Raw genomic sequence first — 23,223 nt, 5'->3', positions numbered from 1 at the left:
CTGCTCGGTGTTGCCCTGCTCGGTGTTGCCCTGCTCGGTGTTGCCCTGCTCGGTGTTGCCCTGCTCGGTGTTGCCCTGCTCGGTGTTGCCCTGCTCGGTGTTGCCCTGCTCAGACTCAGTCTCAGACTGCTCCGGTTCAGGCTCTTCCTGAGCCGCTTGGTCCGCCCCAGTCTCGTCCTGGTCGTCCTGGTCGGCCTGGTCCTGGTCGGTCTTGTCGTGGGGCCGGTCAGCTTGGCTTGGGGCTGAGCAGTCGGTGATGTCGGCGGTGCCGGCGAGTAGGGAGTAGGCCACGTCCGCACGCAACTGGCTGAGGTTGCGGGGGTCGCCGCTGGACTTGACGGCCCGGGCGATGGCGTCGACGTAGCCGTACGCCTCCGCGGCCTGGTCCGCGGACAGTCCGCGGATGGCGAGGTCGGCGACACCGTCGACGGCAGGCCAGATCGCGACGTTCCGCCCGGCCCTTGCGGCACGGTGGCGTTTGGCGGCAGCGTCCGGGTCGGCCTTGACCACCTCCGCCTCCACCATCGCCCGCAACAACCCACCACGAAGCTCCAGCACCTTGGGGAAGATCGCGTCCTCGATCGCGCCCCACAGATGCGGTTTGGCGTCGGTGACCCGGTCCACAATGATGCGGACCTCAGCCAACTCCAACCGCCCCGACGCCAACGCCGCACGCACCCGGGGCAGGCGGGGAAGGGTGGTGGCCAGCGTCAGATACCAGTCGGCGTGATAGCCGGACCATCCCAGCAGAGCCTCCAGAACGACCTGGGTCATCGAGTCCAACTCGACACTGCGTTGCGCCGGCTCCTCGGGCATACCGGGGGCGGTGTGGGCCAACTCGTTCACATCGGACAGGCACTCGGCCTCAAGCCAGCCGATCAGCTTCCGACGCGCCCTGACCAGCTCCTCCAGCTCGAACCCGTTACACAGTCTGCGGTCCACCGAGGCAACCAGCACAGCAAGCCGCGGCCCGGGCAGCATCTCCGCCAACCCAGCAGGCAGCACCCGGCGACGACCCGGGCCCCCACCCGCGTCGCCGCCGAAGAAACCACTACCGTCGCTCACGCGTTCGATTCTACCGGATGAGATCGACTGATGCGCGCGGGAAACCCCTTACCCACAAGACGAATCCGCGTCATCTTTCACTCGGCTCGACCCCGGCGTCAGGACCAGTCAGCTCGTGGGCTTGGCACCGACCTTGCGGCCCACGAGGTGGAAGACGCGGCTGAGCTGGCGGTACGGGTCTCGACGGCTGGCCTCGAGTTCGACCGCGGCCGTCGCCGCCACCTCCTTCGCATCGCCCGGGTCCAGTTCCGCTCCACCGAACTCGAGCCAGTCGACGAACAGCCACACGCCGTACCACCGCACCGGTTCGACGCCGCGCCGCTGCATGAGCTCGCCGAGCTCGTCCACCGTGTCGGCGCGACCAGGCACCCCGAGCACGCCGATCTCACGTCGGGAGTCGAACGCCGCCAGCGCGTCCTCCCACCGCCGTTCCAGCGCGGGGCGTACGGCCATCGCCTGTGCGTTGGCGGTCATGATCGACACGATGCCGTCGGCTGCAGTGCACCGGCACAGCTGGTCGACCATCGGCTCCGGCTGTTCGAGGTATCCCAGTACGCCGTGGCACAACACCGCCCCGAACCGACGGCCGCTCACCGCCTCGTCCGCGTGCTCCCCGTCGGCCTCCACCAGCGTCACCCGCTGCCGGACCTCCTCGGGCAGTCGCCCGAGCCGCTGCCGGGCCTTGTCCAGCATCGCCGGTGACGGGTCGAGCAACGTCACGTCGTAGCCGGCCTGGGCGAGCGGGAACGACTGATGGCCCGCACCGCCACCCACGTCGAGCACCGTCGCCGGCGGAGCCGGCAGCTGCTCCAGCAACTGCTGGTGCATCACATAGGTGCGGACGTACCCCTTCACCGAGGCGTAGGCCTCGTCGGCGAACAGGTCCGCAAGGGTTGCCCAGGCGTCGCCATCCATCAGCTCAACCTACCTTCGGTGGTTGGCGAAACGCGATGCCCGGCGGACCACCTCTCACCAGTCTGTCAGGGACGGCTTGACACGTTGCGGTCATGGCGCACGCGGAAGCCTGCGGTGGAGGAGACTGAGCGCGTCTGCCGCGGAGGACCCTTCGGCCGGAGTATGGGTGAGCAGTCGCTGGCCGTTGCTGTCGGGCAGATGCAGGACCTCGTAGTGCAGCTCGAGGTCACCGACCTCCGGGTGGTGCAGACGCTTCGTGCCGCTGGAGCACAGGCGTACGTCATGCTTGGCCCACAGGCGCGCGAACTCCGGACTGTTGATCGACAGGTCACCGATGAGCTCGGCCAGCAGCCGGTCGTCGGGGTACTGCGCGGCGGTGTAGCGCAGAGACGCCACGGCCAGGGCCGCCTCCTCGTCCCAGTTGCGGTGCAGCTCGCGGATGTGCGGATCCAGGAACAGCAGCCGCATCTGGTTCGGGCGCGTCTCGGGCCGTGCGGGCGCCGACGGGTCGAGGTGACCGGCGAGCAGCGCGTGACCGAGGGGATTCCAGGCGAGTACGTCGTTGCGTCGGCCGAGCAGAAGGACGGGGACGTTCGACATGGACGCGACGAGGGCGATGGCGCCCGCGGTCGGCGCCTCCGTGCGGGCTCCCCTGCGCCGCTTGGTGGCGACGGGGCGGGCGAGCGTGTGCAGATGGGCGCGTTCGGCGTCGTCGAGGTTCAGTGCCCGGGCGAGCGCCTCGACGATCGCGTCGCCGGCGTTGGTCGACTGGCCCTGCTCGAGCCGGGTGTAGTAATTGACGGAGATACCGGCGAGCTGGGCCAGCTCCTCCCGGCGCAAACCGGGAACGCGACGGCTGCCCCACGTGGTGATCCCGGCATCCTCGGGACGCAGCGATGCCCGGCGCGTGCGCAGGAAGTCGCCGAGCTCGTTGGGCTTCCGTACGCGCTGCAGGTCGGCTGGCATGGCTCCCATTGTGCCCGGGCTTCCGGCGCCGTGGGTGTCCCTGTCAGTGGTACCAAGCGGCGGGTGCTGGCCTGCACGATCCGCCGGCCCGAAAGTCAGACCATGACCTTCGACTCCTCACCCACCTTCGTCGCCGTCGACACCGGGCGCCGCGGCCAGGGCGGCCCGGACAGCCCGGACAGCGCGGGCAGCCAGGGCCCCGCGGCTGCCGGCCCGCGCGACCGGATCGTGTTGCTCGTCCTCCTCACCGCGAGCTTCACCCTCGCCGTGGACTTCTCGATCCTGAACGTCGCATTGCCGCGCATCGGCACCGACGTGGGCTTCGACCTGTCCGGCCTGCAGTGGATCTCGACCGCCTTCGCCGTGTGCGCGGCAGGATTCACGTTGTTCTTCGGGCGATTCGCCGACCTGTTCGGCCGCCGGCGCCAGTTCCTGGCCGGCATCGCCCTGCTGGGGGTGGCCTCGCTGGTCGGCGGTCTGGCCGACGCGCCGTGGCTCCTCCTGGTCGCCCGCGTCGCCCAGGGCCTGGCCACGGCCGCGGTGATCCCGGCGGCGTTTTCGTTGCTGACCACCTCGTTTCCCGAAGGGCCTCTGCGCGACCGGGCTCTTGGCCTCAACGGTGCCCTGATGGCGGCCAGCTTCACCACCGGCGCGATCCTCGGCGGACTGCTGACCGACCTGATCAACTGGCGGTGGGCTTTCTTCATCAACGTGATCGTCGCCGTCCTGGTGCTCGCCACCGGACCGGCCGTGCTGCGGGAGAGCCGCGCGGACGACCGTCCCCCTCTCGACGCGCCGGGAGCGGTGACGGTGACCCTCGCGCTGGTCGCCGGGGTGTACGGCCTGACCCAGGCCGGTGAGCGTTCCTGGGGTGACCCGCGATGCTGGCTGTTCCTGGTGGTGGCCGCGGCACTGCTGGTGGCATTCGTGATCATCGAACGTGCCGTCGCCCAGCCGCTGGTGCCTCTACGGATCCTCGCGCGGCGCACGATCGGCTGGGGCAATCTGGCCGGCGTACTCGCGTTCGCGACCGAGACCTCGGTGGTCTTCCTGCTGACGTTGTACCTGCAGAAGGTACGCGGCTACACGCCCCTGCAGGCAGGGCTCGCGTTCGCGGTGCTGGGCGTGGGGACGATCGCCGGTGGGCTGGTCGCGCCGCGCGTCATCGGCCGGATCGGCGGCAAGCGAGCCATCGTCACCGCCTTCGTCGTACAGGCCGCGGCGACTCTCCCGCTGGTGTTTCTCAGCCAACTCCCCGGTTGGCTGGCCGTCCTGCTCGTCGCGACCTTCGCCGGTGGCGTCGCCAACCTGGTGGCGATCGTGGGGTTCATGGTGACCGCGACGGCCGGGCTTCCCGATGCCGAGCAAGGACTGGCCACCGGGCTCGCCACCATGAGCCAGCAGGTGGGAATCACCCTGGGCACACCGGTGATGTCGGCCATCGCCACGGCTGCCGGAGCCGGTGTCGCCGGCAACGTTCAGCATGGTGTGGCCACCGCGCTCGCCGTGAACGGCGCCGTCTGCGTGGTGGCTGCCGGGCTCTTCGCCCTCGCCCTTCCCCGTACGCGGAGGAAAGCCCGGGCGTGATCCGTCAAGCCCGGGTTGTCAGCGTGCGTGTCGGCCCGGGCCGGCGTCGCGGGTCAGTGTGGCTCGGCCGGCGGGTCGTCGCCGGTGGCGATCACCCTCTGAGCCCACGCCACGTCGTGCCAGGCGCCGTGTTTCCAGCCGATTCTCCGGTAGGTCCCCACAGGTTCGAATCCCATGGCCTGATGGAAGCCGACACTCGCGTCGTTGGGCAGCGTCATTCCGGCAGCGGCCGTACGGAAACCGCGCTCGGCCAGACGTGGGAGGAGCGCCTCGTACAACGCGCGTCCACCACCGGAGCGGCGCCGGCCGAGTTCGAGATAGACGCTGACCTCGCAGGACCAGCGGTAGGCGGCACGCGTCTTGAAGGGCCCGCCGTAGGCGTAACCGACAACCCGGCCTTGCTCCTCGAGGACGAACCACGCATGGGTGCGCAGCGCCGACTCGATCCGCTCCGCCATGACTGCTGGGCTGGGCGGTTCGATCTCGAAGGTGATCGCGGTGTTCTCGACGTACGGGGCGTAGATCGCCGCGCATGCCGGGGCGTCGTCCGCGGTGGCTTCGCGCACCTTGACGTCTGCCGTCGGCAAGTCGTCCTTGCTCACTGACTTCGATTCCTTCCGTCTCGGATGGCACGGATTCCGTGGCGGGCGATCACTGCTGGATGATGACCACCATGTACCTGACCGGCTTCGTGCTCGGATTGCGAAAGCGCGAGCTTCCCCAGAGCCGAAATCGCAGCACGTCCCCGGTCCGGAGCTGATGCACGTCGCTGTCGAGGGTGAGCTCCAACACTCCCCTGATCACCCAGACGTGCTGCTCCTGGCCCGGGACGGGAGGCCGGTCGTAGGGAATGTCGGCGCCGGGCTGCAGCACGCCCTCCATGACCTCACCACGCAGGCCGGGTTGAGGCGGGGACACCGACCTTCGGGTGAAGCCCGACGCCTCGTCCTGCCACACCAGCTGCTGGCCCGAACGCACCAGCTGAGGCGCCTCCGACTCCACTTCTGCCAGCAGCTGCGACATGGTCTTTCCGTACGCCGAGCACAACCTGCCCAGCAACGCCGCCGTCGGGCTGATCTCGGCACGCTCCAGCCGGGACAGGGTGGACCGGCTGACACCGGTGCGCCGTGCGAGTTCGTCCAGCGACCAGTCGTGTTCCACCCGCAGCTCCGCGAGGCGGCCCGGCAGGCGGGCTTCCCAGCCGTCCGGGCCGGAACTCTCGGTGCTGCCGGCCGCCCTCACCTCGGCGTCGTCCATATCTGAGACCATATCCCTGATCTGGGACGGATTGCTAGGGTCACGATGGTCGGACAATGGGCGGGTTGTCTGTACGGGAGGTCTCCAAATGCCAGGCGTACTGAACGGCAAGGTCGCGGTCGTCACCGGCGCCACAAGCGGCATCGGCGCTACCACGGCCGAGCACATGATCGACGAAGGTGCCAGCGTCGTGCTGGCCGGACGGCGACGGCATCGCGGTGAGGAGATCGCCACCCGGCTGGGCCCGGCGGCGGAGTTCGTGGCGACGGACGTCACCTCCGAGCACGACATGCGTGCCTTGATCACCCGTACGGCAGAGCGTTTCGGACGCGTCGACTGCCTGGTCAACAGCGCAGGTGACGGCGGCACGCCGGCGAGCGTGCTCTCGATGGACCTGCAACGGCTTCGGTACGCGTTCGACGTGCACGTCCTCGGCGCCTGCGCAGGCGTGAAGTACGCTGCGCCGATCATGGTCGAGCAGGGGTCGGGCAGCATCGTCAACGTCAGCAGCGTGAGCGCGCGGCTGGCCGGCTGGTCGTCGACGGACTACTCCGCCGCCAAGGCCGCTTTGGTCCACTACACCCGGTGCGCCGCGGCCGAGCTCGGCGCCCACGGCGTGCGGGTCAACTCGGTCTCGCCCGGCCCGGTGCTGTCGGGCATCCAGGCGAAGACCGCCGGGGTTGATCCCGACCGAGCCGACGATGACCCCGATGCTCTCGGCGCGCTGTTCGCCGAGAGGCTCAGCACCTGGCAGCCGTTCCACCGGGTAGGCGTACCCCGAGATGTCGCGTCGGCCATCGTGTGGCTGGCCAGCGACGCCTCCGGGTTCGTCACCGGGCACGACTTGGTGGTGGATGGGGGCCTGAGCAGTGGGCGTCCCGCCAGGCAGGCGGCGGCCGATCGCGCCGCCATCGCCGACCACCTTGCGTCGTTGGCGGCCGTCCCTCGTTCCGACACGTGAGGACCTTGAGTACGAAGCCCAGCAGGACAGGAAGGAAGCAGCAGTGAGACGGATCGCGGTGTTCACTGGTTCGACGAACGGCAACTCCCCCACCTTCGCGACGTTGGCCTACAGCGTCGGTGAGGAGTTGGCGCGGCGCGAGATCGGCCTCGTCTACGGAGGCGGCCGGGCGGGACTGATGGGTGAACTGTCCCAGGGTGCGCTGGACGCGGGCGGTGAGGTGATCGGCGTCATCCCGCAGGCGATGGTCGACCGCGAGTGGGCCCGAACCGACCTCACCGACCTCCGTGTCTGCGCCACGATGCACGAGCGCAAGGCGATCATGGCCGACAATGCCGACGCGTTCCTCGCCCTGCCCGGAGGCCTGGGCACGTTGGAGGAGATCTTCGAGGTGTGGACGTGGCGCCAGCTCGGCTTCCACCGTAAGCCGGTGGGATTCCTGAACGCCGAGGGGTTCTGGCAACCTCTCCTTGACGCGCTGCACGGGATCTCTTCTGCCGGATTCCTGTCCGCGGTCACGTTGGAGGACGTGGTTGTCGACGGCAACCTGTCCGACGTACTCAAGGGACTGTCGCAGAAGCTGGGCGCCTGACCGCGTACGGTCTCAGTGCTGTCCGAGGTCTCAGTGCTGTCCGAGCTCGGCTCGGTAGCACTCGGTGGTGTACGGCATGGCGGTCGGACGCTCGGTATCCAGAAGCTCCCGCACGCGCTGCAGAAGCTCCTCCCTGGTCGCCGAATCGAGGGTGATCACGTAGCTGCGGGACGCGATCATGTCCATGACGTCTCCGGCCGTCATCGGGTGGCTCCAGTGGAAGTCCTGGCGTTCGACGAGTCCGAACGGTGCGCCGACGTGCTCCACCTGACGGTCCTCCGTCGGGGCCGCCGCGTAGTCGCGCAGGATCCGGTCCAGCTCCGCGACCCAGGGCACCGAAGCGTCGCGGAGGTTCCACACCAGGCCCAGCCGACCGCCCGGGCGTAGCACCCGGGCAACCTCCGGGACCGCCACCTCCGGGTCGACCCAGTGCCAGGCCTGCGCACAGACGAGCGCGTCCACGCTCGAGTCGGGCAGCGGGATCGACTCCCCTGTTCCTTCCAGGACCGGCACGTCGGGAAGCACCTGGGAGAACTGCTCGCGCATCCCGGCGGAGGGCTCCACCCCGATGACAGTGCGGCCCGGGGCAAGCAGCGCGCGGGTCAGCTTGCCGGTGCCCGCGCCGAGATCGACCACGGTGGTCGCGTGCTCGGGGACCAGCCAGGTCACCGCCTCCGGCGGATACGGCGGTCGACCGCGCTCGTAAGCGTCCGCCGCGGCCCCGAAAGACCCTGCCTGCGTGTGCTTTCTGTGCTCCTCACCCGTTGTCATGGTCAGCATCATGCCAGGTCGGCCGTGCGGCGCCGGGTCACGGAACGGCCTGTCCCGTTGATTTCGGGTGCCGGGCGGGAACAAGCCCGTCGTGCCCCTGAGTATCGTGCTGGCGCTCCTCGTGGCGGTCGCCAACGCGACATTGCGCCGGATGCACGTGAACCCGGCCGAGGAAACTCACTGAGCTTTCTTGGGGAGAACGCGAGCAGGCGGACTGGTAAAGACCGCCTCCGCGCAGCATGATGCGATCATGAGGTACGCCCGGCCGGAAGGGCCAGCACAGGAGCTCGGGACGCAGCCGAGGCTCGCGAGCTGGGACGCCGCCACTCATCCGAGCCAGTTGAGACTCCAGCACTACCTGCACCACGCCACCAGCCTGGTGAGGCCGGCACTGAGTGCGATGATCGGGCCATGGAGCCTGCGGCTGGACGTCGGCCTCCCCGAGACCGTCCCCGTCCTCGACCAGCACGACCTCGACAACTTCGCATACCCGCTGGCGCAGCACCTCAGCTGTGAGACGGCGTCACATCTGGTCTCGGTGTGGTGCACGAAGAGCCGCCACACGACCTCGTTCATCCGCGTGGAACCGGCCGTCACCCGGGCAGACCTCGACGGCAACTCGACGATCAGCGTCCACACCACCGCTTCGGCAAGCAGCACTTCGTACAAGCAACAGGTCCATGACCAGGTTGCGCGTCACGCCGTCATCCTGCCGGAGGGACCGGTGGCGCTGGAGTTGGCTTTCACGGTCGGACGTCGGAACTGGCTCAACCTGTGGAAGCCGACGATCGACGCCCTGGAACCGCTGCTCGGCCGGACCACCCCCGGCAGGGACTGGCACCCGCGCGACGGCAGGATCACCGAACTCGGCCTGCACCTCACCGAGGACCTCACGCTCGGATACGCCGTACGAATCGACATCTCGGCCTCGGCCGGCTGAGGAGCGCGGGAGTCAGATGAGGACGGGCTTGGTGACGTCCTCGAGCCACGCCCACGGCATGCGGCCGTATCGGTCCAGATCCTCCGGGCCGGCGTCTTCGAGATTGCGGATCCACGCGCCCGTGCGGTTGAGGGGCGCGACCCTAGCGCATAGCCGGTCAGCTCACGCAGGTCCTCCAGCGGGGCGAAGTCCGTCCACTCACGCAGGTAGGTGTCGATCACCTCGCGGGTGCGCTGCTCACGCAGGTTCACGGCATTGTCGGGTTGTGGGACCTCCCATCGGTACACACATTCGACGGCCATCATCGCCAACGAGCCGAACGGGGTGGCCCCACGTGGCATCGGCGAAATCGAAGAACCGGGCGACCCCGCCGTCGACCGGGCGGCAGATGTTCCCGGGCCACAGGTCGCCCTGGTCCACGCCATCGGGACCGGGCCCTCGTCATGAGCTGGTGAGGACGACGAGGCGCTGGGTCGCTCGGGTCATCGCGACGTAACGGTCGACTGCACCTTCGATGCCCTCACCGAACGACTCGGGGTCGACGAGTACGACCAGATCGAACTCCAGCCCCTTCGCCAGCTCCGGCGTCAGCGACCGGACGCGAGCCGTCGCCCGGAACGCCGGATCACCAATGACACAAGCGGTTCCCTCGACATGCTCGGCGAGCCAGGTGTCGAGAATCGACGTGAGAGCCGACGCCGGCCCATGCAGGACGGGGGTGTCGCTCCTGCGGATGGACGTCGGCACGTTGGCGTCGGGGAGCACGGCCCGGATGACCGGCTCGGCTTCGACCATGACCTCTTCCGGGGTGCGGTAGTTGATGCTCAGGGACGCCAGCCTGATCCGGTCGAGCCCGATCCGCTCGAGTCGTTCCTGCCATGACTCGGTGAAGCCGTGCCTGGCCTGGGCCCGGTCGCCGACGATGGTGAAGCTTCGGGAAGGGCAGCGCAGCACCAGCATCTGCCACTCCGCGTCGGTGAGTTCCTGAGCCTCGTCCACCACGATGTGCGCGAACGGGCCGGCGAGCACGTCAGGGTCGGCGGTGGGCAGGGCATCCTGGTCGACGAGCGCTTCACGGATGCCGTGCTGGCGCAGCTGGGCGAACATGCCCTCGTCGTCGGACTGGATCAGTTCTTCGACAACCCGGTCCATGCGTTCGCGTTCGGCGGCAGCGGCGGCCTTCTGCTGACGTCTGCGCCGCGCGGCCTCCGGGTCACCGATCCGCTGTCGTGCCGCGTCCAGGAGCGGCAGGTCGGAAACCGTCCACGCACGCGCTTCCTTGCGCTGCAGCAGTCGTACGTCGTCCTGGGTAAGCCAGGGAGCACACATGAGCAGGTAGGCGGGAACCTCCCACAGATCGCCAACGATGTCGGTCGGTTCGAGGAGCGGCCACGCCCGGTTGAAGGTCGTAACCAGGTCCCTGTTCCGCAGCAGGGATCTGCGCAGCAGTTCGGGCGGAACCTCCTCGTCGCTGTCGTGCTTGTCGACCAGGATCGTGAGCAGTTCCTCCCACACCTGGTCGCGTGCGTCGTTGTGCGAGGTGCCGGGTTCGGCCGCCTCGAACGCCTCCCGCCAGTCGGCCGGACTCAGCCAGATGTCGGACCAGTGGGTCTCGACCATCATCCCCTTGCCCGGCGGCTGCTCGTACAACCTGACCGCCGGCTCGATCGCCTTCACCATGTCCGCGGACGCCTTCAGCCGGGCCACGTTCGGGTCCGCCTCCAGGCCCGCTGACGCGCCCTCGGGCAGGAGGTCTCGCAGCGTGCAGGTCTGCACGCCGTCCTCACCGAGGCTGGGAAGTACGTCGGCGACGTAGGCGAGGTAGGGCTGGTGCGGACCCACGAACAGAACGCCGCCACGGCGCTCGCTGAGCCGAGGATCCGAGTAGAGCAGGTACGCCGAGCGGTGGAGCGCCACGACGGTCTTGCCCGTACCCGGGCCGCCGTCGACGACGAGAGTCCCCCGGGAGCCGGCGCGGATGATCGCGTCCTGGTCGGCCTGGATGGTCCCGAGCACGTCCCGCATCTGTGGCGAGCGGCTGCTGCCCAGGCTGGCGATGAACGCGGACTGGTCGTCGAGCGCCGCGTGACCTTCGAGCCCTTCCGGGGTGAACACCTCGTCCCAGTAGTCGCTGATCCGGCCGCGGGTCCAGCGGTAGCGGCGCCGGCTCCTCAGACCCATCGGGTTCGCGTGGGTCGCGCCGAAGAACGGCTCCGCCGCAGGCGAGCGCCAGTCGATCAGCAGCCGGCACCCCTCGCTGTCGGTCAGGCCGAGCCGGCCGACATGGACAGGATCGGGTTCGTCCACGCCGACCATGTGCCCCAGGCACAGGTCCAGGCCGAACCGGCGCAGCGTACGCAGGCGGGCGGTCAGGCGGTGGATCTCCAGGTCGCGGTCCAGCGCCTGCTGGCCCTTGCCGCCCGGCGCCCTGCGGGCGGCGGCGAGGCGGTCGGAGAGTTCGGTGATCGTCTGCTCGAGGGACTCCTCGATGGCGGCGAAATGCTGCTCGTCGTCGCTGATCAACTTCGGGTCGGCCTTGTGGGCCAGGTGGTCGGGCAGGTCGAACACGCCGGTGGTCAGTGGGTTCATTGCGCCCCGTTTCGGTACGTCCCATGGTTCGGCCTGTGATTCTGCGGCACGACCGGGGTCTTGCCGCAAGCCCCCGGGTCCGCTATACGTTTAGAAGGGCAAGGAGTTCGTTCTCCTTGCCCTTCGTCGTCCGTGCGGACCTGACGGATCTGACGGACCTCTCATGATCACCTCCACCGGGCGCCCTGCCGGCGGGCGCGGAGCGGCCGAGCACTACCCACCGACCGACGGCGAGAACATGCCCCGGCACTCGTTGATCGCCGATCCGGTGGGAAACCGAGTCGTCTTCTGGGAGAGCTCCCACTGACGTTCAGCGGTACGACTCGGCCTGGAGCGTTCAGCGGTACGACTCGGCCTGGAGGTTGTAGAGGTCGGCGTAGAGACCGCCTCGGGTGAGCAGTTCGGCATGCGTGCCGGACTCGGTGATGTGTCCGTCGGAGAGTACGACGATCAGGTCGGCCATCCGCACGGTGGAGAACCGGTGTGAGACCAGCAGGGTGATCCGCCCGTCCGCGCGGCCTCGGCGGGACCCGTCGGCAACGCGCTGGAACAACGCGTGCTCGGCATGTGGGTCGAGCGCGGCGGTCGGCTCGTCCAGCACCACCAGCAGCGGCCGCAGCCGCATCGCCGCCCGGGCGAGGGCGAGCCGTTGCCACTGGCCGCCGGACAGTTCGGCGCCGCCCTCCCATCCAGCACCCAACGGCGTGTCCAGTCCCGCCGGCAAGTGCTCGGCGAAGCCCGCGCCGGCTGCGTTCAACGCAGTCCGGACGGCATGGTCGTCGACCATCCGGGACAGGTCGCCGACGCCGACGCTTTCCCTCACCGCGAGTTCGAAGCGAGCGTGGTCCTGGAAGCCGGCGGTGACGCGTTCGCGAAGGGCGTCCGGGTCGAGGCTGGTCAGGTCGGCTCCGTCCACGGCGATCCGGCCCGCGGCGGGTTCGTACATTCCGGTGAGGAGCTTCACCAAGGTCGACTTGCCGGCGCCGTTCTCGCCGACCAGTGCGACCACCCCGCCGGCGGGCAGGCGCAGCGACACGTCGGTCAGCACCGGCCGCTCGGTGCCCGGGTAGGCGAAGTGCACGCCCTCCAAGGTGATCCCGTCGAGGAGACGGTCAGGTGGTGTGACCGTACGCAAGTCCTGCTTGCGCGCCTCACGTTCCAGCCAGCGGTAGTGATCGGCGACCGTGCGTACGCGCATCGCCGAACCTGCCTGGCTGGACAGTGCACCCGCGGCGCCGACCACGGCGGCTGCCAGCCCGAGCACCATGGCCACGTCGCCCGCGGTGGCCTCCCCCGCCGCGACCTGGCGCAGGACCAACACCACGGCACCGAAGAACGCCGCCGCGTAGCACAGCCACACCGCCACGGTGGCGCCGACGGAGCGGAAGATCGCCGCTTCGACTGCACGGTGCCGGGTCCGCGACGCCGCGGCGTGCCGGGCCACCAACTCCGCACCCACACCGTGCACGCGTACTTCCGCGCCCGACGCCGGGGTCGCCGCGAGGGCGAACAGATCCTGTGCGGATCTGCGGTCCGCCGCAGTCCGCAACTCCGCGGAGTCACGCAGCCGCTCCGCCCTCCTGGCCAGTCGTACGGCCGGAATCGCGAGCAGCGGAATCACCAGCAGGAAGGGTTGCACCTGACCCAGCAACACCCCGGTGACAACCAGTTGGACGACAGTGATCGGAGCGATCGCCAGCAGGGTAAGGCCGTCCGCGAGTTCGTCCGATCGTTGCTTCAGCAGCTCCAACCGGTCGCGGTACGCGGGAAGCTCGATGTGGCCGAGCCCCGGCGCGGACGCCGACAACGTGAGTAGGCGGCGCTGGACCACCATCTGGGAACGTTCCCGCATCCGAATCACCGCCCAGCGGTAGCCGACCGGCGCCAGCGCGGTCAGCAGCAGGGCCACGCCGGAGAGCACACCGCCAATGACAAGTTGACGGGGGTCGCCGGAGACCGCACCGTCCACGAGTGGACGCAGCCCGACAGCGAGTAACAACGGGCCGAGAAGCGAGGTGGCGACCACCAGAACGTGGAGTACGCACACCACGACGCCGATCTCCCGCCCGATGCCGAGGAGCAGCCGTCCGGTGTGGCGCCAGCCCGTCATGCGGTCACCTCAGCCGTTCCTTCGAAGTCGTTCGCCGAGTCGCTCGTACGGTCGGAGAAGCGAGCGGCCTGGAGCCGGAACATCTCCGCGTACCTCCCGCCGAGTGCCATCAGGTCGTCGTGACTGCCGCGTTCGGCGACCCGGCCGCCGTCCAGCACCACGATCTCGTCGGCGCGGCGAACGGTGGAGAACCGGTGCGAGATCACGATCGTGGTGAGACCCGCGGTGAGCTCCAGGAACCGTGCGTAGAGACGGGCCTCGGCGCGGGCGTCGAGGTGTGCGGCCGGCTCGTCCAGGATCAGAACGCCCGCGCCGTGGTCGGCCGCGTACAACGCCCTCGCCAGGGCCAGCTTCTGCCACTGGCCACCGGACAGGTCGGCGCCACCGGGATAGTGGGACGACAGCGGCGTGTCCCAGGACGAGGGCAACGCCTCGATCTCCTTGGCGATACCCGCGCGTTCGGCGGCGGACTCGACGCCGGCCTGGTCGACGGCGGCACACTCGCCGGCCTGGTCGACGGCGAGGTCCGGTGATCCCATCGCGATGCTCTCGCGGGCGGCCAACGGGAACCGCGTTGCGTCCTGGAACACCGCGGCCACCTGGCGCCGCCAGTCGCGAGCGTCGACCGCAGCCAGATCGGTGCCGTCGACGGTGAGGCGTCCGGAGCCGGGCTCGTACATCCGGCACAGCAGCTTGATGATCGTGGTCTTCCCAGCGCCGTTGACGCCCACGATCGCGAGGGAGCGACCGGCCGGGACCACCAGGTCGAGGCCGTCGAGTACGGGCGTTGCCGCGCCAGGATAGGAGAACGACACGCGTTTGAAGCGGATCTCGCGGCGAGGCCCACCGGAAGGCGCGGATACCGGCGCTTTGTCTGCAGACTCCTGGTCGTCACCCGCCGCCGCTTCGGCTGCCTCGATCGCCTCGTCGAAGCGGCGGAGGGTGGCCAGCGCCAACTCGGTCTGCAGGCCGGTCCAGGCCGACTGGTGAACGCCGAGGAGTCCGGTCATCAGTGCCTGTGCCCACACCGCCGCCTGGCCCGCGGTGGCCTCGCCCTGTGCGGCACGTACGGCGATCCAGGCCAGACCGCCGACGACCACGGCGGCGGTGACGACGTTGGCGACGACCGCCCGTCGCGGCAAAGGCCTGATCACGTCGGCCATCGACCGCCGCCACAGCGTCGTGTAACGATCGCGCAGGAACCCCGCGAGCCCGAAGACCCTTACCTCCTTGGCGGCTTCGGGGCTCGACGCCAGCCCGTAGAGGTACTCCAGTCGCCGGGCGACCTCACTGGCGCCGTAGTGATGGGCGGCCTCGGCGCGCGAGGCGACCTTCTCCTCGTACGCCGCCCAGGATCCGGCGGCCAGCAACGCGAACCCGAGCAGCGGATCGAACCCGGCGACCAGCACGCAGGCGCCCACCAGCACGATCCGGCCGGTCAGCAGACCGGCGACGGTGGATGCCAACCGGCCCGGACGGCCCCACGATCCGCGGAAGGTCTCCCGGCCGACGGTGATGAGTTCGGCCGTCCTGGGATCCTCCAGGTGGCCGATTCCGACCGGCTCTCCGACCGCGCGCATCAACTCCCGTTGGAGGGTGGCGTCGACCCTTTCGCCCAACGCGGTCGCGGCAGCCGAACGCACCGAGCCCGCCACCCACACCACCATCAGAAGACCCGCCGCGGCGGCCGCCCACCACAGCGCCGACCGGCCCGCCGGCGAGGTCAGCCCCTCGGCCGCGACGTCGCCCGCCCGGCCCACCACCGCACCGACCACACCGGCGAGTCCCAGCGGTGCCGCGGCACCCAGCAGCACAGTGAGCGCGGTGACGGCGGTCAAACCCGGACCCGCCTGCCAGGCCACCCGGGCGAACCTTCCATAGCCACTGCGAGATCCGCGAACGGACACGACCGAAGGCACATCCCTTCACTCGGAACCGCCCATCATCGGCGACCGATGTGAGGCTCGGCAAGGGAATGCCGCTTCGGGACGTCAAGCCTGCTTCTCCTCAGGTCGGTCGTTCTTCAGGCAGGCGCTCTGCGGTCACGCCGGCTGTCGTTCCCCTTATGTAGGGCGAAATCCTGGGTGTGGCCGGATCAGGACGCCGGCATCAGCATCAGGTAGCTTTCCTTGCACGCTCCGGAGTGCCGACGGGGCTCGGGACAGCCGGCGGGTGGCGGATAACGGGTTGACCGTCGTCCTACCGTGATCGCGTGGAGATGTCGCCGGAGCATCATCGTGCCGCCGAGGTCGTCGCCGAGTTCCTCGGGACGAAGCCCACTTCCACCCGCGCGCTTCTGACGTGGGGACCGACGGTCGTCGTCGAGGCGCGCGTGGACGACGGCCTGACGGTGTTCGTCAAGGCGGGCGCCAACCAGAACGTTCACACCGAAGCCGCGGTGATGGAGCGCGTCCGAGCGGCGGGCGTCCCTGCCGTCGACGTACTGGGCGTCGGGAACGACGACCGGCTCCCGGGCGGGCGCTGGATGATCACGCGCGCCGCGACCGGCCAGACGTTGCAGGATGTCGGACGTACGGCACCGACCATCACCCGGACCCTCGACGAGCTTGCGGACTACTACACGCTGCTCCACCAGGTTGCCCTGCCCGGCTTCGGTGCCGTTGCGGACGGCGCTCATGACGGCGTGCTCTTGTCGTGGTCACAGTGGCAGCACGAGACGGTTGACGAAGCGCTCGACTTGCTGACGCGCACGGACGGGGTTCCGGCGGAGTTCGCCTCCAATGCCCGGCAGTTGTGCAGCACCTTCGCCGGTGTCCTCGACCGCGCGCCCGGTGTCCTCCTGCACGCCGACCTCGGTGACGGGGAGGTCTACGTCGATCCGGCGACCGGTGCGGTCACCGCGATCGTCGACTGGGGCGCGGCGCTGGTCGGCGACCCGCTGTATGACCTCGTACGGTTCGTGGGTGGAGGTCCCGCCGACGACGAGCGGCCGGCGCAGCTACATCCGACGCTGCATGCACGCTACTTCGCGCGGAACCCCTACGACATCGAGCATGCCCAACGAATGTTGGCGTTCTACCGGTTCCACATCTGTGTCGTCGAAGCCGCGTGGGGCGCGGACCTCGGCTGGACGGCGGGTCACGTCGCCTGGGCACAGCAGCTGATCGACGAACTTGATGGGGACGGACGGAGAACCCGAGCATGACGTCGGGCAACAGTCTTCGCTGTGACGAGTGCTCGGTCCTCGTGGAAGGCCCGGACCTGGCGGCCTTCAGCGATGCGTACCTCGCGCACGTGCGCTCGCAACATCCGGACTGGCCGTTCCCCGACATGGCGGTCCGCAACTTCGCGGAGGCGACGCAACGGCTCACCGGATCGGCGGAGCGCCGCAACACCGTCGGCGCGGTGGTACGTCGACGGCGAGCCCGCCGGCTGGGTCAACGCCTCGAGACGCACCGAGTGCTCGATGTACCGGCTCGGCGACGATGCCGATCCACCCGACGGTGATGTGATTTCCCTTTCCTGCTTCGGAATCGCGCCGCCCTATCGGGGCCACGGACTCGTGACCGCTCTCCTTCGGCGGGTACTCGCCGACGCCCCGGCCAGGGGGATGACCTGGGTGGAGGCGTATCCGTTCGCCAACCAGGAGAACGTCGACGAGGACAACTGGCGCGGCCCAAGATCGCTGTACGACACGCACCGGTTCGAGCTTGTCGAACAACGCGAGCACTACAGCGTGATGCGCCGCGGCATCGCAAGGCGACGAGGTAGCTGGCGGGCGTCCGGCTGAACCTCTGCTCACCCACCTGCGTGTTGAACGGTGTTGGACCACATCGGGCGAGCGCTGGAGGTACGGGTCAATGTCAGCACGCCAGTTCAAGATCTCGATCGGTGCTGCGGCGCTACTGATGGTCGCGGCCTGTGGGCATGCCGGCCAGGCGACGACGAGCACCGACAACGGCTCCGACAGCGGCTCCGGCGGCAAGGGCGAAGCGGCGAAAATCAGGATTCTGTCGCCGGCCGAGGGAGCCTCGGTCAAAGTGCCGTTCACGTTGAAGTTCGATCCCGGTGTGCCCATCGGCCCGACCGACTCCGGGAAGGACCACGTTCACATCTTCGTGGACGGGAAGACCAACGAGTACACCGTGGTCACGAAGACGAGCTACCAGATCAAGAACCTTCCGACGGGCAAGCACACCGTCGGGATCACCTTGCAACACGCCGATCACTCTCCGGTCGGGCCGAAGGCCCGGATTATGGTGACCGTCACGAACGGCTCCGCCAAGAAGGGCGGCTCCAGCGGTTCCGGCAAGAGCGGCTCCAACGGCGGCGGCGGGTATGGCTACTGAGCCGTCCTCTGGAAGCGCTGTAGCCGGATACGTGCGGCGGTACAACCGGAAGACACGCTGGTTCCACGCTGTCAGCTACACGATCCTCGTCGTGCTGTTCGGCACCGGCTGGTGGCTCACTCTCGGGAACGAGGGCAGACCAAGCATCCTGGCGAGAGTTTCGGGGGTTCCCGACACCCGGATACACACGCTCACGGGATGGGTTTCGGCAGCGGTGGCAGTCGTTGGCCTCCTTGCCGGCAGGCGCGCGCTCAGGACCTTTCTCGACGAATCCGTCCGCAGCGATCCAGGGGACTTGGAGTGGTTCCGCCGTTGGCCGGTGGCGGTCCTGACGGGCAGGTTCCCTCCTCATCGTGGGCACTTCGACCCCGGGCAACGGCTCTTCAACCTGGCGATCGCCGTCTGTCTCCTCGTGGTCATCGCCTCCGGGGTGGGCCTGGCGTGGCTCAGCGGCGGCTCGTTGTTCACCGTCCTCGTGCGGGTGCACCGATGGGGAACCTACGTCGGCACCGCGTTGATCCTCGGACATGTCACGATCGCCTCCGGAATCCTTCCCGGATACCGCGGCGCGTGGAAGTCCATGCACCTCGGCGGCAGGCTACCGGTGCAGGTCGCCCGACGTCTGTGGCCGTCCTCGACCTCCTCGTCGCTGCGCGGCAACCGGTCCAACGAAGGCAGCGGTCAGCGCGACCAGGGGAAGGACAGGCCGTCCTGACCTGTCCTGACCGTTCTCCTGGCCGCCCGGCCACTGGGTCTCCCACTGCCCGCCGTCAACGGCGAGGGGCACACATCGATCGCAGCGGACCACCGTGCAGCGGGACAGTCCGCCACCGCGCGGTGAACGTACGATCCGCAAGCGAGCAGCTCACCGCCAGCCGGTGCGGCGTCTCCAGGAACACCACGTCGAACGCCAACGTGTCCTGGTCGGCCCACCCACCACTGACGGCCGTGGGTACGGCCGCGGCTGCGTCGCCACCCGAGTCGACCGTCCAGCCCGAGGAGCCCTTCCCGTCGAGTCGGAGCTCGAGACGCTCGCCACCGTCGGTCAGAGAGATGGCCCAGCCGCCGTCCTCGGCCGGCGCGACCGCGACCCCCGTCAGGCTCGACTGATCGGCGCACGCACCACCGGCCGGAGTGAACTCCGCGCCGGACCAGCTTGCGGGATCGGTGGGCGGCGCGGGCTCACCCAGAGCCGGCGAGAGCGCCAACCGGGACAGGCGTTCCGCCAGCGCAGCGTCGTCGTCCTCCCGGCCGTCGAGTGGCCCCGTCCCGAACGCCGGCAGGAGGTTGTCCCACATCGCGTCCAGCAGAGCCTGCATCTCCACGGTCGCCGCGGTCATCGCGATCACCGCGTCGTGTTCGGGCAGCACCACGCAGAACTGGCCGTACGCACCGTCGCCGCGGAAGCCGTGTCGGGACATCCAGAACTGGAAGCCGTACCCCTGCTGCCAGTCGGAGTTCGCCCCCTCCGGGGTGCCGTCCGCGTTCGAAACGTGCGAACGTGTCGCCTCCGCGACCCATGTGGCGGGCAGCAACTGCTTGCCCTCCCAGCTCCCCTCCTGCAGGTAGAGCAGGCCGAGCCGGGCGATCGCGTCGGTGGTCGCGTGCAGCCCCGAGAAGCCGAGGTCCCGGCCGGCCGGACTCTGATGCCACGCGACCTCGCCGATGCCCAACGGCTCGAACAGCCGCGGGCGGAGGTAGTCGGTGAGCGACTGTCCGGTCACCTTCTGGACGATGGTTCCGAGCGTGTACGTCGCGGGCTGGTTGTAGGCGAAGACCGTGCCGGGATCGCGGTCCGGCGGGACCAGCAGGAACCCGCGCACGATCTCGTCCGGGTCCGCCTCGATCGCCCGCTGGAGGGTCTCCTCCTCGTGGCCGGACGCCATGGCCGCGATGTGGCGTACGAGCATCGAACGGCTTCGGGGCGAGGTGATGTCGGACTCGAACTCCGGGAAGTAGGAGATCACCGGATCATCGAGGCGTACGAGCCCCTCGGCCACCGCGAAGCCGGCCGCCGTCGATGTGAAGCTCTTGCTCAGCGAGTAGAGCAGATGAAGCCGGTCAGGTGAGTACGGAGCCCACCAGCCCGAAGCGACGAGCCGGCCGTGCCGGATGATCATCAGGCTGTGCGGCTCGATCTCCGGCGCCTGCTCCACGGCGTCCAGGAACGCGTGCACACCACGCGCGTCGACCCCTTGCGAAGCGGGAGGTCCTTCGGGCAACAGGTGAGTGCTCAGCGGAACATCCTCGTGGTCTCGGCGAGCAGCGCTCGCGTCCGGGTGTGCTCGGGTCCAGCCGCACAGTGAAAGCCTTGTCATCCTTCCCGACCCCTTCCCGAGTGTCCAGAAGCGTGGGGCGTTGCTACCAATCCCGGCCATCGAAAATTTGTTCGATCCAAACTGTTGATCAAAGCCCGTCGCGCGCTCATCGTGGTGGGAGAGGCCGGTGTGCTCGCGCGCGGGCCCGGGACCTGGGGGTGCGATGGGACAGGTTCGCTTCCGGCAGTTCGACGTCGTCCCACGACCCAAGGCGCGTTCGATTCGTGCCGACGACATCACCCTCCGGGCCGAGGATTTCCTGGAGGTGTCGCTCGCGGCGACCATCCGGAGCAACGCCCTTGCCGTCCCCTACGGCGGGCACAAGCTGATGCGCCTGGTGACCCGAGAGCTCGCGCTCGTCCTCAGCCTGTTCGACCGTGACCGCGTGGGTGAGCCGCTCACCAGACATGCGGCCTTCGCCGACAGCTCGTCCCACATCCGCCGGTTCACCACGGAGGTGGTCGCGCTGGGTGCCCTGACCGCGGCCGTGGAGAAGGTCCACGGGCCGGTGAGCGGCGTCGCGCATCTCGACGCGCTTCCGGCGGACCTTGCGCACATCTACGCCGGCGGAGGACGGCGAGTCCGCCCCGAGTTCCGGTTCGCTCTTCCGGAACGGGTGGTCGCGGGCGAGTGTCATGGTCGGGACGCTCGCGAGCCCCAACGGGCCCTGGTCGCGGCTCTCGAGCGCAGGCGGCTGGGCGAGCTCCTCACCTGGTCCCGTGCACAGCGAACGGACCAGCTCTGCATGGCCTGGACGTGGGCCCAGCCCAAGGCCACGACGGTCGACCTCTTCAGCTTCCCGGCGCCGACCCCGGCGGCGACCCCGGCGTCGCCGTCCCCCCGCCGGACGGCCGAGCTGAGACGGGCGCTGACCGCCCATCCTGCCGAGCTCTTCGAAGGGTCGCCGAGCCTGTCGAAGGAGGTTGCCGTACGAGCGGGCGAGGCCGGCCTTCGGGGAATCCTGCTGGAACGCTTCACCGGTGAGGTCGAACGGCACTACCTCGAAACGGCACCGGGCCCGGTGCCGGGACTCGGCGAACCGTGGCGCGGAGAGTGGGTCGACGTGCCCTCCCCGTACGGCGACGCGCTGTCCGCACGCATGCTGTTCGCGGTCAGCAGTGGGGGAAGCCGGAGGTGGCGTACGGACGCAGCGCGCCTGCGCATTGCGCGCGCCGCCGCGGAGGACGCCCTCGACATCGACGCCGACGGACGGACGCTGGTCGCCATCGACTGGCAGGCAGGTAACCCGCAGGACACAGGGGAACAGATCCGGGAGGTGCTGGGCTAGATCGAGTCCCTCAAGCCGCCTCGGACGGCCACGACGCCGGGTCCGAGCCGTATGGTACGAGCCGGTCGGTGGTCGGCAGGGTCAGGTTGGTGAACGTGAGCGGCGGAGTCAGCAAGGTCACCGCGCCGTACGCGGTGTTGATCTCCATCGTCTCCGCCGGGTAGGAATCGCTTTCGGGTATGTCGCCCTGGGTGGCGACGTCGAGCAGACCGAGGTCCTGGACCCACATGACGCTGCGGGTCAGGGAGAGCTTCACCTGGTACGAGCCACCTTCGACGGCACGCCGCAGCAGCGCCGCCATCATTCCGGCGGCCGCGAAGTATCCGGTGATCAGGTCGGCCACGTAGAAGACCGGGGAGAACCTCGGGGGCCACCTCGGCCCTCCTCCAGGGCGAACCCGGACGCCACCTGCCCGTTCTGGTCGAACCCGGGCCGGTCCTTCCACGGACCGGAGTGTCCGTAAGCGTCGGCTGACATGTAGACGATGCCGCGTTCGTTGGCACCGGCGAGCGCTTCGGGCAGCAGGCCGAACCGCTCGTTCACCGCCGGGCGGTACGTGGACGCGAAGACGTCGGCGGTGGCGGCGAGTCTCCGCATGGTCGCCATGTCCTTCTCGAACCGCAGGTCGAGGAAGGCGTCGTACTTCCCTGCGTCGACACCGAGGTGCTGGGCAAGGTTGTCGGCGAACCACGGCGAGCTGATGTGCAGCACCTCGGCTCCGTATTCGGCGAGCGTACGGGCGCTACGCGGGCCGGCGAGCACGTGCGTGAAGTCGAGCACTCGGACGCCGTCCAACGGCGAGCGTCCGTGGTCCCGGAACGGAACCGGGTCGCCGTCGGCGATCTTCACGATCTCGATCGGCCGCGTCGCTGCGAGTGCCCTGCCCTGGGGGTGGGCGCGCCATTCGTCTCGCGTGAACGCACGGGCCGCCGGCAGTCCTGCGTACGACAACGCCTCTTCGAGATCCTCGGCATTCCACTTCGCGACCTCGCGGGCGAAGGAGTCCCTGTTGTTGCCGCAGTCGAAGAAGTTGAGGTATCCGTTGAGCAGTTTCTGGTACGGCGGACCCGCCTCGAGCATCACGTAACCGCCGTCGTTGGTCGCGAAGACACCATTGACCTGAACGAACTCGGCGCCGACATTGCTGGAGTAGCCGGACTGCTCGACGAAGTGGGTCGGATGCAGGTGGTGCAACCCGTGAAGGACGTCCATGGAGATGTTGAGGGGTGAACCGCCGCGAGCCTCCCAGATCGCGGCGCCCGCGGCACCGATGAGCAGGTGCGCGGTGCAGGACGCCTCAGCGAGGCGGTGCGGTGAGCGGATGACCGGATCTGACCCGAAGACGGTCGCGTCTCCGGTGAACCGCGCGGCCAGCCCCAGCTGGTCGATGAGGTTCTCCAGAGGTCCCAGCTCGCCGCGTCCAAGGCTGCGCGCGTCCATTCCCGTCATGACCGAAGCTCCTTGCTCGTACGCCAGGAAGGGTTTCCTCCCGTAGCCGGCTGCCTCCTTCGAGCCTCACTCCTGGAAGTCGCCGGCGGCGAACGGGCACAGGTC

General features: G+C 69.1%; 20 protein-coding genes and 1 pseudogene. 10 read left to right on the top strand and 11 right to left on the bottom strand.

What is annotated here, in order from left to right; all coding sequences use genetic code 11:
* From ABZV93_RS08670 to ABZV93_RS08660, 3 genes are all read right to left on the bottom strand, one after another.
* The coding region (locus ABZV93_RS08670; protein WP_354932477.1) for a DUF222 domain-containing protein at positions 1-1,065 on the bottom strand (1,065 nt) is incomplete at its 3' end.
* A gap of 108 nt (positions 1,066-1,173) precedes the next feature.
* On the bottom strand, positions 1,174-1,980 hold the full coding sequence (locus ABZV93_RS08665) for a methyltransferase (protein ID WP_354932475.1): 807 nt from the start codon (positions 1,978-1,980) through the stop codon (positions 1,174-1,176).
* 90 nt (positions 1,981-2,070) lie between these two features.
* Positions 2,071-2,946, bottom strand: a complete 876-nt coding sequence (locus ABZV93_RS08660; RefSeq protein WP_354932473.1) for a helix-turn-helix transcriptional regulator — start codon at positions 2,944-2,946, stop codon at positions 2,071-2,073.
* Positions 2,947-3,048: 102 nt separating this feature from the next.
* Between ABZV93_RS08660 and ABZV93_RS08655 the strand changes: the two genes are divergently transcribed.
* The gene (locus tag ABZV93_RS08655; protein WP_354932471.1) at positions 3,049-4,533 is read left to right on the top strand and encodes an MFS transporter; all 1,485 of its coding nucleotides are present in this window, start codon (positions 3,049-3,051) and stop codon (positions 4,531-4,533) included.
* Between the two features lie 53 nt (positions 4,534-4,586).
* On the opposite strand, the gene ABZV93_RS08650 is transcribed toward ABZV93_RS08655, so the two are convergent.
* Both ABZV93_RS08650 and ABZV93_RS08645 read right to left on the bottom strand, forming a co-directional pair.
* The gene (locus tag ABZV93_RS08650; protein ID WP_354932469.1) at positions 4,587-5,135 is read right to left on the bottom strand and encodes an N-acetyltransferase family protein; all 549 of its coding nucleotides are present in this window, start codon (positions 5,133-5,135) and stop codon (positions 4,587-4,589) included.
* A gap of 49 nt (positions 5,136-5,184) precedes the next feature.
* On the bottom strand, positions 5,185-5,790 hold the full coding sequence (locus ABZV93_RS08645) for an XRE family transcriptional regulator (RefSeq protein ID WP_354932467.1): 606 nt from the start codon (positions 5,788-5,790) through the stop codon (positions 5,185-5,187).
* Positions 5,791-5,878: 88 nt separating this feature from the next.
* Here ABZV93_RS08645 and ABZV93_RS08640 point away from each other — a divergent pair, with 88 nt between their 5' ends.
* Both ABZV93_RS08640 and ABZV93_RS08635 read left to right on the top strand, forming a co-directional pair.
* The gene (locus ABZV93_RS08640; RefSeq protein WP_354932465.1) at positions 5,879-6,751 is read left to right on the top strand and encodes an SDR family oxidoreductase; all 873 of its coding nucleotides are present in this window, start codon (positions 5,879-5,881) and stop codon (positions 6,749-6,751) included.
* A 43-nt stretch (positions 6,752-6,794) separates the two neighbouring features.
* Positions 6,795-7,343, top strand: a complete 549-nt coding sequence (locus tag ABZV93_RS08635) for a TIGR00730 family Rossman fold protein (RefSeq protein WP_354932463.1) — start codon at positions 6,795-6,797, stop codon at positions 7,341-7,343.
* A gap of 30 nt (positions 7,344-7,373) precedes the next feature.
* Here the strand turns inward: ABZV93_RS08635 and ABZV93_RS08630 are convergent, their stop codons facing one another.
* Positions 7,374-8,114 (bottom strand): class I SAM-dependent methyltransferase, encoded by a 741-nt coding sequence (locus tag ABZV93_RS08630; RefSeq protein ID WP_354932461.1) that lies wholly within the window; start codon positions 8,112-8,114, stop codon positions 7,374-7,376.
* Between the two features lie 250 nt (positions 8,115-8,364).
* On the opposite strand from ABZV93_RS08630, the gene ABZV93_RS08625 reads away from it, so the two are divergent.
* Positions 8,365-9,054 carry a hypothetical protein gene (locus ABZV93_RS08625; protein WP_354932459.1) on the top strand — a complete coding sequence of 230 codons (690 nt, stop codon included), beginning with the start codon at positions 8,365-8,367 and terminating at the stop codon, positions 9,052-9,054.
* Between the two features lie 441 nt (positions 9,055-9,495).
* On the opposite strand, the gene helR is transcribed toward ABZV93_RS08625, so the two are convergent.
* Positions 9,496-11,643, bottom strand: a complete 2,148-nt coding sequence (gene helR / locus ABZV93_RS08620) for an RNA polymerase recycling motor ATPase HelR (protein WP_354932457.1) — start codon at positions 11,641-11,643, stop codon at positions 9,496-9,498.
* A gap of 163 nt (positions 11,644-11,806) precedes the next feature.
* Between helR and ABZV93_RS08615 the strand changes: the two genes are divergently transcribed.
* On the top strand, positions 11,807-11,950 hold the full coding sequence (locus ABZV93_RS08615; protein ID WP_354932455.1) for a hypothetical protein: 144 nt from the start codon (positions 11,807-11,809) through the stop codon (positions 11,948-11,950).
* A gap of 30 nt (positions 11,951-11,980) precedes the next feature.
* Here ABZV93_RS08615 and ABZV93_RS08610 read toward each other — a convergent pair whose 3' ends face one another.
* Together ABZV93_RS08610 and ABZV93_RS08605 are read right to left on the bottom strand one after the other, a co-directional pair.
* On the bottom strand, positions 11,981-13,753 hold the full coding sequence (locus ABZV93_RS08610) for an ABC transporter ATP-binding protein (protein WP_354932453.1): 1,773 nt from the start codon (positions 13,751-13,753) through the stop codon (positions 11,981-11,983).
* Positions 13,750-15,615, bottom strand: a complete 1,866-nt coding sequence (locus tag ABZV93_RS08605; protein WP_354932451.1) for an ABC transporter ATP-binding protein — start codon at positions 15,613-15,615, stop codon at positions 13,750-13,752. The genes ABZV93_RS08610 and ABZV93_RS08605 overlap by 4 nt, the downstream gene beginning before the upstream one ends.
* Before the next feature lie 356 nt (positions 15,616-15,971).
* Here ABZV93_RS08605 and ABZV93_RS08600 point away from each other — a divergent pair, with 356 nt between their 5' ends.
* From ABZV93_RS08600 to ABZV93_RS08585, 4 genes are all read left to right on the top strand, one after another.
* Complete coding sequence (locus tag ABZV93_RS08600) at positions 15,972-16,919, top strand: phosphotransferase (protein ID WP_354932587.1); 948 nt, start codon at positions 15,972-15,974, stop codon at positions 16,917-16,919.
* A gap of 72 nt (positions 16,920-16,991) precedes the next feature.
* A complete protein-coding gene (locus tag ABZV93_RS08595; protein ID WP_354932449.1) occupies positions 16,992-17,504 on the top strand; it encodes a GNAT family N-acetyltransferase in 513 nt (170 codons plus the stop codon).
* A 70-nt stretch (positions 17,505-17,574) separates the two neighbouring features.
* On the top strand, positions 17,575-18,063 hold the full coding sequence (locus ABZV93_RS08590; protein ID WP_354932447.1) for a hypothetical protein: 489 nt from the start codon (positions 17,575-17,577) through the stop codon (positions 18,061-18,063).
* Positions 18,053-18,778, top strand: a complete 726-nt coding sequence (locus ABZV93_RS08585) for a cytochrome b/b6 domain-containing protein (protein ID WP_354932445.1) — start codon at positions 18,053-18,055, stop codon at positions 18,776-18,778. Before ABZV93_RS08590 ends, ABZV93_RS08585 begins: the two co-directional genes overlap by 11 nt.
* Positions 18,779-18,833: 55 nt before the next feature.
* Here the strand turns inward: ABZV93_RS08585 and ABZV93_RS08580 are convergent, their stop codons facing one another.
* Entirely contained in the window at positions 18,834-20,381 is a 1,548-nt protein-coding gene (locus ABZV93_RS08580) for a serine hydrolase domain-containing protein (RefSeq protein WP_354932443.1), read from the bottom strand.
* Positions 20,382-20,544: 163 nt separating this feature from the next.
* Between ABZV93_RS08580 and ABZV93_RS08575 the strand changes: the two genes are divergently transcribed.
* Positions 20,545-21,669, top strand: a complete 1,125-nt coding sequence (locus ABZV93_RS08575; RefSeq protein ID WP_354932442.1) for a hypothetical protein — start codon at positions 20,545-20,547, stop codon at positions 21,667-21,669.
* Between the two features lie 10 nt (positions 21,670-21,679).
* Here the strand turns inward: ABZV93_RS08575 and ABZV93_RS08570 are convergent.
* Positions 21,680-22,749: pseudogene (locus tag ABZV93_RS08570) on the bottom strand (CoA transferase).
* Positions 22,750-23,223: the final 474 nt, after the last annotated feature.

The sequence above is a fragment of the Actinopolymorpha sp. NPDC004070 genome (assembly GCF_040610475.1).
Taxonomy (GTDB): Bacteria; Actinomycetota; Actinomycetes; order Propionibacteriales; family Actinopolymorphaceae; genus Actinopolymorpha.
This window is presented reverse-complemented; position numbering and strand designations above follow the sequence as displayed.

Coding starts and splice junctions, on each gene's coding strand:
- ABZV93_RS08665 (WP_354932475.1), bottom strand. CDS start 1,980: ATGGATGGCGACGCCTGGGCAACCCTTGCGGACCTGTTCGCCGACGAG.
- ABZV93_RS08660 (WP_354932473.1), bottom strand. CDS start 2,946: ATGCCAGCCGACCTGCAGCGCGTACGGAAGCCCAACGAGCTCGGCGAC.
- ABZV93_RS08655 (WP_354932471.1), top strand. CDS start 3,049: ATGACCTTCGACTCCTCACCCACCTTCGTCGCCGTCGACACCGGGCGC.
- ABZV93_RS08645 (WP_354932467.1), bottom strand. CDS start 5,790: ATGGACGACGCCGAGGTGAGGGCGGCCGGCAGCACCGAGAGTTCCGGC.
- ABZV93_RS08640 (WP_354932465.1), top strand. CDS start 5,879: ATGCCAGGCGTACTGAACGGCAAGGTCGCGGTCGTCACCGGCGCCACA.
- ABZV93_RS08630 (WP_354932461.1), bottom strand. CDS start 8,114: ATGACAACGGGTGAGGAGCACAGAAAGCACACGCAGGCAGGGTCTTTC.
- ABZV93_RS08625 (WP_354932459.1), top strand. CDS start 8,365: ATGAGGTACGCCCGGCCGGAAGGGCCAGCACAGGAGCTCGGGACGCAG.
- helR (WP_354932457.1), bottom strand. CDS start 11,643: ATGAACCCACTGACCACCGGCGTGTTCGACCTGCCCGACCACCTGGCC.
- ABZV93_RS08615 (WP_354932455.1), top strand. CDS start 11,807: ATGATCACCTCCACCGGGCGCCCTGCCGGCGGGCGCGGAGCGGCCGAG.
- ABZV93_RS08610 (WP_354932453.1), bottom strand. CDS start 13,753: ATGACGGGCTGGCGCCACACCGGACGGCTGCTCCTCGGCATCGGGCGG.
- ABZV93_RS08600 (WP_354932587.1), top strand. CDS start 15,972: ATGTCGCCGGAGCATCATCGTGCCGCCGAGGTCGTCGCCGAGTTCCTC.
- ABZV93_RS08595 (WP_354932449.1), top strand. CDS start 16,992: ATGCGTACCTCGCGCACGTGCGCTCGCAACATCCGGACTGGCCGTTCC.
- ABZV93_RS08590 (WP_354932447.1), top strand. CDS start 17,575: ATGTCAGCACGCCAGTTCAAGATCTCGATCGGTGCTGCGGCGCTACTG.
- ABZV93_RS08585 (WP_354932445.1), top strand. CDS start 18,053: ATGGCTACTGAGCCGTCCTCTGGAAGCGCTGTAGCCGGATACGTGCGG.
- ABZV93_RS08580 (WP_354932443.1), bottom strand. CDS start 20,381: ATGACAAGGCTTTCACTGTGCGGCTGGACCCGAGCACACCCGGACGCG.
- ABZV93_RS08575 (WP_354932442.1), top strand. CDS start 20,545: ATGGGACAGGTTCGCTTCCGGCAGTTCGACGTCGTCCCACGACCCAAG.